Source organism: Micromonospora sp. TSRI0369 (genome assembly GCF_001905625.1).
Taxonomy (GTDB): domain Bacteria; phylum Actinomycetota; class Actinomycetes; order Mycobacteriales; family Micromonosporaceae; genus Micromonospora; species Micromonospora echinospora_A.
Genome location: NZ_LIVU01000004.1, coordinates 125,472 through 138,439 on the forward strand (window position 1 = coordinate 125,472; position 12,968 = coordinate 138,439).

Genomic DNA, 12,968 nt, shown 5'->3' on the forward strand with positions numbered 1-12,968 from the left:
GCGAGCCACGAAGCGGCGGACGACAGCGGCGGTCATGTGCCTCATGCTGCCACACCACGCCCTGCCCGACCACAGCTCCGCACTGTGATCCCACATCACGGGCCCCACCGAGATCGACTCTCATCCACTCCCCCTCCCACCCCCTCCCCGTTGATCATGAAGTTGACGGGGACAAAAGGGACGGTGAGTGCCGTCAACTTCATGATCGACGGGCTCGGGGCGGGTGAGGGTTGGGGCGGGAAGGGGTCGGGCGGGTGGGAATTGGTGGAGCGGGCGGGTGAGCGGGAGCGGGCGTGTGACGCTGCGTGGGTGAGGAGGTTCGCGCCAGCGTCTGTTCGCGCCCGTCCCGGCTGGGCGGTGTGGGTGGCGCCGGGGCTGCTCACGCTCGCCGTGACGCTGGCCGGGATCGGGCACGCCCAACCCTGGCGGGACGAGCTGGCCACCTGGAGCGCGGCCACCCGCCCGCTTTCCGACCTGTTCCGGATGACCCGCACCATCGACGCCGCCACCGGGCCGTACTACCTGCTCATGCACGGCTGGACCGCGGTGGCCGGCACGTCACCGACGGCGCTGCGGCTGCCCTCCGCGCTCGCCATGGCCGTGGCCGCCGCGCTCACCGCCCGCCTCGGCGCGGTGCTGGTCGGCCGTCGCGCCGGGCTGCTGGCCGGACTGCTGTTTGCGGTCCTGCCGGCCACCTCGCGGTACGGGCAGGAGGCCCGCCCGTACGCGCTCGCCACGCTGTTCGCGGTGCTGGCCACGCTGCTGCTGGTCGAGGCGCTGCGCCGGCCGGGGCGGTGGCGCTGGGCGGGGTACGCCGCCGCGGTCGCCGCGCTCGGGCTGCTCCACCTGCTCGCGCTCACGCTGCTCGCCGCGCACGCAGTGGTGGTGCTGCTGGTCGCCGCACATGGCCCTGCGGGGGTCGTCGATCCGCCCGGCCAGTCCCGGGCCCAGATGCCCGACGCGAGCCGGCCACGCCGCAGACACCTGTGGCGTTCCACCCAGCCACGAGATCGAACGCGAGTGGAACACCACGGGTGTCACGGCGCCCCGCAGACACCCACGGCGTTCCACTCAGCCACGAGATCGAACGCCGGTGGAACGCCACGGGTGTCACCGCATCCCGGGCGCAGGGAGCACGGCACGGACGCGCCGGAAGCGGAACCGCAGGACGTGACCGGCGAGGCTCGGGAGGCGTGGGCGCCCGGCCGACGGGCGCTGGCCGGGTGGCTGCTGGCGCTGGTGCCGGCCGTCGTGCTCGTCACCCCACTGGCACTCGTCGCCCGGGGGCAGCGCGGTCGACAGCTCGACTGGGTCGACCCGGCGCGCCTGCCCGACCTGGCGGCGCTACCGGGTGCGCTGGCGCAGAGCGGCGTCGTCGGCGGTTTCGTGCTCGCGCTCGCGGCGCTCGGCGTGGCCCGGCTGGGTCGCCGGGCGCTGCTGCCGGCCGCCGCCGTGCTGCTGCCGGTGCTGCTGGTGTTCGCCGCCGGAACGATGGTGCCGCTCTGGGTGACCCGCTACCTGGTCTTCACCGTGCCGTTCGCCTGCGTACTGGCCGGCGCCGCGCTGGCTGCCGCGCGGGTCACTCCCGCACCGGCCCGAACGCCGGCAACAGCAACGCCCGCTGAACCAGCGCGCACTGCGACACCCGCCGCAGCCGGCCGCACTGCCGCGCCCGTGGAAGCAGAGCAAGGGCCGACATCGCCGCGCGGACGGGTCGCGGCCGGGGTCGCGGTGGTGGTCCTGGCCGGGCTGCTCGGCCTGCCCGACCAGTCGGCGCTGCGCCGCACCCACGAGTGGCCGCGCAGCGCCCCTGTCGACTACGCGGGCGCGGCCCGGATCATCGGCGCCGAACAGCGGCCGGGCGACGCGATCGTCTACGCGCCCCGGGACAGCTGGCTCTTTCCCGACCTGGGCGTGGCGTACCACCTGGGGTCGAGGCTGCCACGCGACGTGCTGGTGGTCCGCGACCAGCGTCAGGACGCGAGCCTCTGGGCCGTGGAGTGCGACGACCCGGCGCGGTGCCTGGCCGGGGTGGACCGGGTGTGGCTGGTGGTCACCGGCCGGCGCACGGATCCGGTGGCGGCGGTGCCGGGCGCGAAGGGCGACGCGTTGCGCGCGGGCTACACGGTGCGCCAGGTGTGGCCGCGACCGGGGATCACAGTGGCCCTGCTCGCCCGGTGAGGCGGTCGGTGGTGCCGCGGGCCAGCGGTACGACGATGGCCGCCTCGGTGCCGCCGTCGGCGCCGTTGCGCAGCTCGATGGTGCCGCGCAGCTCGCCGGTGACCAGTGCCCGGACGATCTGCAGGCCGAGGTTGCCGCCGCGCTCGGCGTCGAACTGCTCGGGCAGCCCTCGGCCGTTGTCGCTGACCGTGACGTGCAGTTGCTTACGGGCCCGGTGCGCGGAGACCACCACCTCGGGCCGGGGCGCGGTGACTGCCGCCTCCGGCCGGGGAGCGTCCGCCGGCGAAGGCGTGGCAGCCTCCTCGTCGGCCGGCGGGAAACCGTGCTCGACGGCGTTGAGCAGCAGCTCGTTGAGGATCATCACCAGGGAGGTGGCGATCTCGGCGGGCAGTATGCCGAAGCTGCCGCGCCGGCGCATGCCGACCGTCACCTCGGTGGCGGCGACCTCGGTGGCGGCGCTGGCCACCCGGTCCACGATGCCGTCGAACTCGACCGCCTCGTCGCTGGACATGGAGAGCGTCTCGTGCACCAGCGCGATCGAGGCGACCCGGCGTACCGATTCTTCGAGCGCGACCCGGGCCTCGGGCATGGAGACCCGCCGGGCCTGCAGGCGTAGCAGCGCGGCGACGGTCTGGAGGTTGTTCTTCACCCGGTGGTGGATCTCCCGGATGGTCGCGTCCTTGGTGATCAGGGCGCGGTCGCGGCGGCGTACCTCGGTGATGTCGCGGACCAGCACCAGCGCGCCGATCGGCACTCCGGCGGGCATCAGCGGCAGCGCGCGGGTGAGCATGGTGGCGCCGCGGGCGTCGATCTCCCGCCGGGGCGGCGCCTCGCCGCGCAGCGCGGCGAGCACGGCGTTGCCCGCGTCGGTGCCTTCGAGGGGGTCACCGGCCAGCCGGCGGTGCAGCTTGGCCAGGTCCTCGCCGACCAGATGGGAGGCGTAACCGAGGCGGCGGTACGCGGACTGCGCGTTCGGGCTGGCGTAGGTGACCTTGCCGTTGGCGTCGAGCCGCACCAGGCCGTCGCCGACCCGGGGCGCCGAGGTGGTCTCGCCCGGGTGCCGGGGCGGCGGGAACGTGCCGTCGGCGATCATCTGGGCGAGGTCGTCGGCGGTGGTGAGGTAGTTCAGTTCGAGCTGGCTGGGGGTGCGCGCGGTGGACAGGTTGGTGTCCCGGCCCACCACGGCGATCACCTCGCCGGCCTCACCGTCGCCGGTGCGCAGCCGGACCGGGATCGCCTCGTGGCGGGCCGGGACGTCGCCGTACCAGACCGGGTCGCCCTCGCGCCAGATCCGTCCCTGCCGGTAGGCCACCTCCAGGTGGGCCACCTCGGCTCCGCCGACGATCCGCCCGACCTGGTCGTCCAGGTAGGCGGTCGGGGCGGTGGTGGGACGGACCTGGGCTACGCAGAGGAACGTGCCGTCGCCGTCCACCGGCACCCAGAGCAGCAGGTCGGCGAAGGACAGGTCGGACAGCAACTGCCAGTCGCCGGCGATCCGGTGCAGATGGTCGATGTCGGCCGGCCGGAGCGCGGTGTGCTCCTCGGCGAGGTCACGGAGGGTGGACACGCCCCACAGCGTGCCACGCCGGACCTCACATCGTCGCCGTGACCTTCTTCAAGCCGCGCGGCGCGTCCGGGTCCTCGCCCCGGGCCAGGGCCAGGGACAGCGCGAGTCGTTGCAGCGGCAGGATGTCGAGCAGCGGCGCGTACCGCTCGTCGACCTCGGGCACCGCCATCCGGGTCTCGCCGATCTCGGCGGAGCCGACCACCACCACGTCGGCGCGACGCTCGCCGAGGCGGGGCAGGACCTCGCGCATCGACGTACCGCCGGGGCCGGAGCCGACCACGGCGAGCACCGGCACGTCCGGGTCGGTCATGGCGAGCGGGCCGTGCAGCAGGTCCGCGCCGGAGAAGGCGAGCGCCGGCAGGTACGAGGTCTCCATCAGCTTCAGCGCCGCCTCCCGGGCGGTCGGGTACGCGTAGCCCCGGCCGGTGGTGACGAGCTGGGCGGCGAACCGGTAGCGCGGCGCGAGCCGGGCCGGGGTGTCGTCGGCGAGCGTCTGCGCGGCCAGCTCGGGCAGGCGGCTCAGGGCGGCCCGCTCCTCGGCGGGCAGCACGCCGTCGCCGGCGCGTACGCCCTCGATGAGCATGAGCAGCGCGAGCAGCTCGGCGGTGTAGGTCTTGGTGGCGGCGACCGCCCGCTCGTGGCCGGCGGCGATGTCCACGCTCAGCTCGGCGGTCTCGACCAGCGGCGAGCCGGGGTTGTTGGTGACGGCCAGGGTGAGCGCGCCGGAGGCGCGGGCGACCCGCAGCACCTCGGCGAGGTCGGGTGAGCCGCCGCTCTGGCTGACGCCGACGACGAGCGCGTCGGAGAGGTCGGGCCGGGCGCCGAAGACGGTGATCGCGCTGGGCGAGGCCAGTCCGGCGGGCAGTCCGAGGCGGATCTCGGTCAGGTAGGCCGCGTAGAGCGCGGCGTGGTCGGAGGTGCCCCGGGCGGTGAACACCACGTGCCGGGGGCGCCGTTGCGCGACGACGGCCGCGACCTCGGCGATCGCCGCGGCGTGCTCGGTGGAGAGCAGGCGCTCGTAACCGGCTGGCTGCTCGTCGATGTCGGCGGCCATACCGGCCCCTGGACGCGTCACTCCAGACCTCCTTCTGCGCGTTTCTCGCGCGTTCGATGCTCAGTCTTGCACGTTTCAGAGATACCGAGCAACGCAACGAACAGAAGTGCGCAGTGGATCACCATTCCACGGAAGATCCCCTAGGCTTGCCCGGCTGACCGACCCGACCGGCGGAAGGACGACGTGCCCGAGGACGACGCCGCGCTCTCGGCGGAGGAGGAACTCGCGCTGGCCCGGCTGGCGCTGGGTGAGGGCGACCTGCGGCACGCCGCCGACCACATCGCCGCCGCGCTGGTCCGCTCCCCCACGCTGCCCGAGGCGCACGAAGCACTCGCCCGGCTGAACGCGGCCAGCGGCGGGGACCTGGACCTCTTCCCACTCGGTCAGCAGGCGTTCGTCGGCGCCGTGGTGGCCCGCGCGCACCTGCTCGCCGCCGCCGGCCGCCCCGCCGAAGGGCTCGACCTGCTGGCCGCCGCCACCGGCTACGCGCCCGCCGCGCCATGGGCCGCCGTGCCCTGGGTGACCGCCGCCGACCTGCCGGAACGCCTCGATCCCGAGCGCACGGCCCGGATCCTCATGCAGGTCTGCGCGGCGGCGCCCGACCCCGCGCCGCGCCGGCTGCGCGAGCCGCTGGAGCCGTACCTCACGCTGGCCCGCAACGCGATCACCGTGCATCCGGCCCACCCGCTGCTGCTGGGTGCGGCGTCCGCGCTGGCCCGGCGCCTCGGCGAGGTCGCCCTCGCCGTCACCTGGGCCACCCGGGGGGTACGCGCGGAGCCCACCAAACTCGGCGAGGTGTGGCTCGGGTACGCGTACCGCAGCGCCGGCCGGACCGCCGAGGCGCTGGCGGCACTGGAACGCGCTGTCGCGCTCGACCCCGACGACCTCGCCGTCTACGCGGACATCGCCGGCACGCTCGCCGACAACGGCCGGCTCGACGCGGCGCTGGGCTGGATCGACCGGGCGCTGGCGAAGGACCCCGCCTTCGACTGCGCCGTACACACCGCCCACCGGCTGCGCTTCCAGCGCGACGGCGACGTGGACCACCTGGTGGCGCTCGCCGACTTCGTCCGGGAGCACCCCGACGACACGCACGAGCACGGCGACCTCGCCGAGTGCTGCCGCGGGCGACCCTGGCTGGGTCAGGTCACACCGGCCGGTGACGAACTCGCGTCCACCGACGGACCCGCCCCCTCGGCGGCCGCGGTACGACGGCTCCAGCACCTGGCGCACCCGGCGTGGGCGCACCCCCCGGCCGCGTACGACGCCGCCGTCGGGCTGGCCACCGTGGACCTCACCGATCTGCTCGCGCTGCTGGCGTACCCGCCCGACGCGCCGGCCACCGCGCTGGGCCGGGTACTCGGCGGGCAGGACCCGGCACTGTGGAAACGCTGCGCGCAGGTCTGGGCCTGCCTCGGCCTGCTGCACCACCGCACCGACGAGCCGTGGGAGTCGTCGACCCGTCGGCGGGTGCTGCGCGAACTGGCCACCGGTCCCGGCCCGGCCGCCGACGCGGCGCTGTTCGCCCTGGTCACCGCCGCCTGGGTGGACCCGGCCACCCGTGCCGACGTGGCCGCCGTGGTGGCCGGCCGGCTCACCGAGGTGGCATCGGGCGCCGCCCGGCGTACCCGGGAGGCGGTGTCGCTCGCATACCTGGCGCGGGCCACCCCGGCCCTCGACCCGGCCGCCCGAGCCACCGCCGACTCGCTCATCGCCGGCGCCGCCGGCGGCCCGCTGCGCCGTCTCTGGCGCCGCCTCACAGCCGTGTTCCGCCGAGGCTGACCGCAGACGCGCCCGTCCCTTACGGCGCCGAGGTGGCCCGCCCTGGCCCTCACCACCTCGCCGAGCGCCGCCACTTCCCCGAGCTGGCGCGATCAATTCCCTTCCGACCCCGCCCCTCCCCCGAGCTGGCGGGCACCGCGCGGCGACCACGGCCCCAGGCCCACCCCCGCACACCAACTCCCAGTGGCCGGAGCCTCGCCACCTCCCCGAGATGGCGCAATCAACCCACCCCGAACCCCACCACCACCCCGCACTGCCCGGCGCCGGCCATCCAGAGCGGCCCCGCCGACCACCCGAACACCCGCCACCTCCCCGAAGTGGCGCGATCAACTCACCCCGAACCCCACCACCTCCCCGAGATGGCGCGATCAACTCACCCCGGACCTGACCACTACCCCGAACTGGCGGGCAGCGGGCGGCAGCGGCCGGCACCCGAAACACCTCGCCGACCACCAGCAGACCGCCACCTCTCCGAAGTAGCGCGATCAACTCAACCGGACACCACCACTTCCCCGAACTGGCGACCACAGCCCGAGGCCCACCCCCGCACACCAACTCCCAGCGCCGGCGCCCCGCCACTCCCCCGCAATGGCGCGATCAACTCACCCCGGACCTGACCACTGCCCCGATCTGGGGAGCACTCGGCACGGGCATACATCCACACCCCGCCACCTCCCCGAAGTAGCGCGATCAACTCACCCCGGACCCCACCACTTCCCCGAACTGGCGGGCACCCGGCACCGGGCACCGGGGACCGGGCGCACCTCGCCGACCGCCCAGACACCCACTGGCCCGCCACCTCCCCGAAGTGGCGCGATCAACTCGCCTCGGACCCCACCACTACCCCGAGATGGCGGGCAGCGGGCGCAAGGCATCCCGGTACCAGGCACCGGGGCACCTCGCTGGAATGGATACGCGGCGGCCCCGCGTACCCCCGGGGTGGGGGCGCGGGGCCGCGGCGGGTGCGTCAGGCGACCGGGGCCTTGCCGAGCGCGGTCTCGGCCTCGTCCTCCGGGGTGGCGCCGGCCGGCCGCACGTCGTTCGTCGCGCGCAGCGGCACCTCCTTGATGAACCAGGCGAGCACCGGCACGGCGACGGTGAAGAGGACAGCCCAGAAGAAGACGTGCGAGATGGCGTCGGCGAGGCCACCGAGCACCGCCTCGCGCACCGGACCGGTGAGCTTCTTGAGGGCCTCCAGGTTCATCGCGCCGCCCTCGCCGCCACCCGAGCCCGCGAACGCGGGACCGGCCGCCGAGTCGGCGAGACGGTTGGCGAAGATCGCGCCGAAGAGGGAGACGCCGAATGAGCCGCCGATGGACCGGAAGAACGTGGCGGCGCCGCTGGCCGCGCCGAGGTCCTTCTGCTCGACGCTGTTCTGGGCGATGAGCATCGAGGTCTGCATCAGGAAGCCCATGCCGACGCCGAGCACGACCATGTAGAGCGAGGACTGCGCCTTGCTGGTGTCCACGTCCAGCAGGCTGAGCAGGCCCATCCCGGCGGCCATCACCACGCCGCCGACGATCGGGAAGACGCGGTAGCGGCCGGTCCTGGTGATCGTCCGGCCGACCACGAGCGACACCACGAGCATGCCGAACATCAGCGGGAGCAGCAGCAGGCCGCTGTTCGTGGCCGAGGCGCCCTGGACGGTCTGCTGGTAGAGCGGCAGGAAGTTCATCGCGCCGAACATGGCGAAGCCGAGCAGGAACCCGATCACCGAGATCAGCGCGAAGTTGCGGTTGGCGAACAGGCCCAGCGGCAGGATCGGCTCGGGCGCGCGCCGCTCGACGAGCGCGAACGCGCCGAGCGCGACCGCCGCCAGCACGGCGAGGCCGAGGATCTGCGGCGAGGCCCAGGCGTACTCGTTGCCGCCCCAGGTGGTGACCAGCACGATCGCGGTGATGCCCACCGACAGCAGCGCCGCGCCCAGCCAGTCGATCTTGTGCTCGGTGCGGTACTTCGGCAGGTGCATGGTGGTGGCCAGGACCAGCAGCGCCACGCCGCCCAGCGGCAGGTTGACGTAGAACGCCCAGCGCCAGGAGAGGTTGTCGGTGATGAAGCCGCCGACGAGCGGCCCCGCGACCATGGCGATGGCCATGATGCCGGCGATCATGCCCTGGTAGCGGCCTCGCTCGCGGGGCGGCACCAAGTCGCCGATGATCGCCATGACGCCGACCATCAGGCCACCGGCGCCGAGGCCCTGCACGGCGCGGAACGCGATCAGCTCGATCATGCCGCTGTCGGCGCCGCCGAAGACGCCGGAGCCGGACATGCCGCACAGCGCCGAGCCGACCAGGAACACGACGACGGCGGTGAGGAAGACGGCCTTGCGTCCGTAGAGGTCGCCGAGTTTGCCCCAGATCGGCGTGGAGACCGTCGTGCCCAGCACGTACGCGGTGACCACCCAGGTGAAGTGGTCGGCGCCCCCGAACTCGAAGACGATCCGCGGCAGCGCGGTGCTGACGATCATGTTGTCGAGCATCGCGAGCATCATCGCGATCATCAGGCCGAACAGGACGACGCGGATGTTGGGTCTCGCGGCGACCGGGGCTTGTTGACTCATCGGTAGGCTCCCCCGCAGATCATGTGATCAACTTACTTGCCGCCCGGCTAGTTGACTTACTAGCCGGACGGTAAGCTGATGACGGTCGGACGTCAAGCGGATTGGAAGGAAGTCGGTTGGTGAGGGAGACCACAGGGGGCACGCGGCAGCGCATCCAGGCCGTCGCCTTGGAACTCTTCACCGAGCATGGCTACGAGAAGACCTCGCTGCGGGAGATCGCCGAGCGGCTCGGCGTCACCAAGGCGGCGCTCTACTACCACTTCAAGAGCAAGGACGAGATCGTCACCAGCCTGGTCGACGACCGGCTGCGCCGGATGGACGAGCTGATCGCCTGGGCCGCCGACCAGCCGCCCACCCTCGCGACCCGGCGCGCTCTGCTCGGCCGGTACGCCGACAGCATGTTCGCCGGCGACCTGCCCCAGGTGATGCGCTTCTTCGAGCAGAACCAGACGGTGCTCAAGAGCCTGGTTGCCGGCCAGCAGATGCGGGACCGGATGATGCGGCTGGCCCACGAACTGTGCCGGGGCGACGACTCGCCGGCCGCCCAGCTCCGCGCCGCGCTGACGCTGTTCGCGGTGCACAGCAGCTGGTTCGCGGTCCGGGCGCCCGGCATCACCGACGACGAGCGGAAGCGGATCGCGCTCGAGGTGGCCGACGAGCTGCTCGCGAAGATCGGCGAAACCGGATCGGACGGCGGAGACCGGGACGGGACTGGGCCGGCGGCCTGAGCCGCGCCCGGCTCAGCGCGCCGCGGTCAGGTCCAGCCGCAGACCGAGCAGGTCGATGCCGGGCAGCGGCGACCAGTCCTTCTCCGGCAGCCGGACGAAACCGAGCCGGTCGTAGAGGCGGTGCGCGTTCGCCGCCATCCCGGCGCGTACGCAGATCACCACAGCCGTGCAGCCCAGCTCCGCCGCGCGCGCCACGCACGCGGCCGCGAGCGCGGCGCCCGCACCCCGGCCCTGCGCGGCCGGATCCACCGCGAGCATCCGGAACTCGGCCTCGCCGGCACCGGCGAGTTCGGCGTACGGCGTGCCGGGCAGCACGAACGTCACCGCGCCGAGCACCTGGCCGGTGGTGTCGTCGACGGCCACCAGCACCTCGCCGGTCCGGGCGCGGGTGGCCACGTCGGCGAGCACCGGCGCGTACCCGCTCTCGTCCTTGAGCTGGCCGTCCGCCTCGTACGCGGCGACCGTCAGCCGCGCCACGGCGGGGAAGTCCGCCGGCTCGGCGCGGCGCACCAGCAGGGCGGTCAACCGATCTCCGCGATCAGGTCGCCGTCCTGCACCACGTCACCCTCGTTGACGGCGAGGCGCTGCACCACGCCGTCGGACTCGGCGACCACCGGGATCTCCATCTTCATCGACTCCAGGATGACGAGCGTGTCGCCCTCGGACACGGTGTCGCCGGCCGACACCACGACCTTCCAGACGTTCGCCACCATCTCGGCGCGGATCTCCTCGGCCATGTCCCGGCCCTCCCTCTCCCCGACAGCTCCCCGACAGTCCTGCGAACGGTATCCAATCATGACGCCGGTCACGCCCGACCGCGCACCACCGGCACGCGATCCGCCCCACCGCGCTCCGGTGGGCGGCGGCGGCACTAGCATCGTGCGGGTCGGCCACCGGCGAGCCGGGGAGCCACACCGCGACCTCCGCCGCGCTCACCCGCGGACGGAACCGTGACCAGCACAAGGAGGCAGAGCATGGCGAAGAAGGCCCGCAAGAAGAAGGCCCGTAAGAAGAGCAGCGCCAACCACGGCAAGCGCCCCAACTCCTGATCATCGGGATCAGCGCGGCACCTGCCGCAAACGCGGAACGGCCCGGGTCCGATCATTCGGACCCGGGCCGTTCCGTCGCTTGTCAGTCGGCCAGTTCGCGGGACTCGGTGGTCTCGAAGACCACCAGCTCGGTCAGCCGCAGGCGCAGCCGCTCGCGCAGCTTCTCCGGCGCCGCCTCGTTGCCGCAGCAGCGGGCCACTAGCGCCTTGACCTCCTGCTCGATGCCGTACTCGCGCAGGCACGGCCCGCACTCGTCCAGGTGGTGCCGGATCAGCACCCGGCGCTCCTCGCCGCACTCCAGGTCGAGGTAGAGGTAGACCTCGGCGAGCACCTCGCGGCAGTCCGTCTCGTGCGGTTGTCCACAGCTCACGGTCACACCTCCCGGCTGGCGGCGGCGGTCGAACCCTTCTTCGACGAGGCGGCGCTGAAACCGCGCTCCGCCGCGTACTGCTCGAGCAGCTTCCGCAGATTACGTCGGCCACGGTGCAGGCGGGACATCACGGTGCCGATCGGCGTGCCCATGATGTCGGCGACCTCTTTGTAGGAGAAGCCCTCGACGTCGGTCAGGTAGACGGCCAGGCGGAACTCCTCCGGCAACTGCTGGAGGGCCTCCTTGACGTCGCTGTCCGGCAGCCGGTCGAGCGCCTCCGTCTCGGCCGAGCGCAGGCCGCTGGACGTGTGCGACTCGGCCTCGGCGAGCTGCCAGTCGGTGATCTCCTCGGTCGGCGCCTGGATGGGCTGCCGCTGCCGCTTGCGGTAGGTGTTGATGTAGGTGTTGGTCAGGATCCGGTAGAGCCAGGCCTTCAGGTTCGTGCCCTGCTCGAACTGGTGGAAGGCGGCGTACGCCTTCAGGTACGTCTCCTGAACCAGGTCCTCCGCGTCGGCCGGGTTGCGGGTCATCCGCAGACCGGCCGCGTAGAGCTGGTCGACGAAGGGCATCGCGTCCCGCTCGAAGCGGGCCCTGCGCTCGTCCGTCTTCTCGGTGGTCAACCGCACATCCCCTCGCGTCGGATGCTTTCCCGCCGAGGATACGCGTACCCACTTTCCGGCAGATTCACTTCCGGAGTCTGTGCCGGTGCTCACGACCGACGCCGCCGCGGGCCACTCCGGCGCGTCGAGCAGCCGCTTGAGCTGCCGCTCGTCCCGTTCGTCCCGTTCCCGGCTCCGTGTCTGTATCGGCACCGGTCACCCCCCTCGCGCTGGCACTGTCGTCGTCCACAGGGAGGTAACGCGAGGTACGGGGTGCGGCATTCCACAGGTCCCACCCGATCCTGGTCCCGGCGGCGGCCGCGACCGCCGCTGGGACCAGGAAGGGCCTGGGAGGGTGGCCCCGGCGCGCCCGAACCGGGCGGCCGGCACCAACCGGTGCAACGACCCGCTGCGGGCGACGGTCACGGCGCGGGCCGCCGGTCAGGACAACCATCCGCGTACGCGCAGCCAGTCCCGGACCACGGCGGCCGTGCCGGCCGGGTCGCCCCGCAGGTCGTGCCGCTGTCCCGGCCGGACCACCACCTCGATCCCGGGGCCGGGCTCGGGTACGCCGAACGGGTCCCGGTCGCCGTTGACCACGAGCGTGGGCAGTCCGGTGAGCAGTTCCGCGGCCCGGGAGCGTTCCGGCCGCCCCGGCGGGTGCAGCGGGAACGCCAGTGCCACCACACCTGCCGCCCCGGTGGCGACGGCGGTGCGGCAGGCCACCCGGGCGCCGCTGGACCGCCCACCGACCACCCAGTCGCGCACCTGCGGGGCGCGACGGCGAAGCTCGGCCAGCACGGCCGTCCACGCCTCGTCGAGGTGTCCGGCGGGAGCGGGCGCGCGCCGCCCGGCGACCCGGTACGGCTGGGTCACCAGGGCCACCCCGGCTCCGGCGTCGCGGACCGCGTCCCGGACCGCCGTGAGGTCCGGCGCGTCCACGTCGCCACCCGCCCCGTGACCCAGCACCAGCACCGTGGCGCCGCCGGTGGGCGGGTGGAAGCGGAACCGGGCCCGTCCCCGGGGTGTGTCGATCTCGTCGTCGTGCCGCACCGGCCCATTCTGCGCACGCCGGTCG

12 protein-coding genes are annotated in these 12,968 nt (G+C 73.5%); 4 read left to right on the forward strand and 8 right to left on the reverse strand.

Annotated features, from left to right (window positions below):
• Nucleotides 1-309 precede the first annotated feature (309 nt).
• Nucleotides 310-2,181, forward strand: coding sequence for a glycosyltransferase family 39 protein (locus AMK25_RS13525; RefSeq protein WP_073828741.1), 1,872 nt, complete (start codon nucleotides 310-312; stop codon nucleotides 2,179-2,181).
• Here AMK25_RS13525 and AMK25_RS13530 read toward each other — a convergent pair.
• Entirely contained in the window at nucleotides 2,156-3,748 is a 1,593-nt protein-coding gene (locus AMK25_RS13530) for a PAS domain-containing sensor histidine kinase (protein WP_073828742.1), read from the reverse strand. The two genes, AMK25_RS13525 and AMK25_RS13530, sit on opposite strands and share 26 nt — an antisense overlap.
• 25 nt (nucleotides 3,749-3,773) lie before the next feature.
• Nucleotides 3,774-4,802, reverse strand: coding sequence for an SIS domain-containing protein (locus tag AMK25_RS13535; protein ID WP_073828743.1), 1,029 nt, complete (start codon nucleotides 4,800-4,802; stop codon nucleotides 3,774-3,776).
• A 183-nt stretch (nucleotides 4,803-4,985) separates the two neighbouring features.
• On the opposite strand from AMK25_RS13535, the gene AMK25_RS13540 reads away from it, so the two are divergent.
• A complete protein-coding gene (locus AMK25_RS13540) occupies nucleotides 4,986-6,584 on the forward strand; it encodes a tetratricopeptide repeat protein (protein WP_073828744.1) in 1,599 nt (532 codons plus the stop codon).
• Nucleotides 6,585-7,551: 967 nt separating this feature from the next.
• Here AMK25_RS13540 and AMK25_RS13545 read toward each other — a convergent pair.
• Nucleotides 7,552-9,144 (reverse strand): MDR family MFS transporter, encoded by a 1,593-nt coding sequence (locus tag AMK25_RS13545; RefSeq protein ID WP_073828745.1) that lies wholly within the window; start codon nucleotides 9,142-9,144, stop codon nucleotides 7,552-7,554.
• A gap of 119 nt (nucleotides 9,145-9,263) precedes the next feature.
• Here AMK25_RS13545 and AMK25_RS13550 point away from each other — a divergent pair, with 119 nt between their 5' ends.
• Nucleotides 9,264-9,872: a TetR/AcrR family transcriptional regulator gene (locus AMK25_RS13550; protein WP_073828746.1), complete on the forward strand. Its 609-nt coding sequence runs from the start codon at nucleotides 9,264-9,266 to the stop codon at nucleotides 9,870-9,872.
• 12 nt (nucleotides 9,873-9,884) lie between these two features.
• Here the strand turns inward: AMK25_RS13550 and AMK25_RS13555 are convergent, their stop codons facing one another.
• Complete coding sequence (locus AMK25_RS13555) at nucleotides 9,885-10,397, reverse strand: GNAT family N-acetyltransferase (protein WP_073828747.1); 513 nt, start codon at nucleotides 10,395-10,397, stop codon at nucleotides 9,885-9,887.
• Nucleotides 10,394-10,609, reverse strand: a complete 216-nt coding sequence (locus AMK25_RS13560) for a biotin/lipoyl-binding carrier protein (RefSeq protein ID WP_043328500.1) — start codon at nucleotides 10,607-10,609, stop codon at nucleotides 10,394-10,396. Before AMK25_RS13560 ends, AMK25_RS13555 begins: the two co-directional genes overlap by 4 nt.
• 237 nt (nucleotides 10,610-10,846) lie before the next feature.
• Here AMK25_RS13560 and AMK25_RS33220 point away from each other — a divergent pair, with 237 nt between their 5' ends.
• Nucleotides 10,847-10,921: a 50S ribosomal protein bL37 gene (locus AMK25_RS33220; protein ID WP_369752275.1), complete on the forward strand. Its 75-nt coding sequence runs from the start codon at nucleotides 10,847-10,849 to the stop codon at nucleotides 10,919-10,921.
• Nucleotides 10,922-11,003: 82 nt separating this feature from the next.
• Here the strand turns inward: AMK25_RS33220 and rsrA are convergent, their stop codons facing one another.
• The 3 genes from rsrA to AMK25_RS13575 all read right to left on the reverse strand — a co-directional run bounded on the left by rsrA (nucleotide 11,004) and on the right by AMK25_RS13575 (nucleotide 12,943).
• Nucleotides 11,004-11,291 (reverse strand): mycothiol system anti-sigma-R factor, encoded by a 288-nt coding sequence (gene rsrA / locus AMK25_RS13565; protein ID WP_073828748.1) that lies wholly within the window; start codon nucleotides 11,289-11,291, stop codon nucleotides 11,004-11,006.
• Between the two features lie 2 nt (nucleotides 11,292-11,293).
• A complete protein-coding gene (locus AMK25_RS13570) occupies nucleotides 11,294-12,103 on the reverse strand; it encodes a sigma-70 family RNA polymerase sigma factor (RefSeq protein ID WP_073828749.1) in 810 nt (269 codons plus the stop codon).
• A gap of 228 nt (nucleotides 12,104-12,331) precedes the next feature.
• A complete protein-coding gene (locus AMK25_RS13575; protein ID WP_073828750.1) occupies nucleotides 12,332-12,943 on the reverse strand; it encodes an alpha/beta hydrolase family protein in 612 nt (203 codons plus the stop codon).
• Nucleotides 12,944-12,968: the final 25 nt, after the last annotated feature.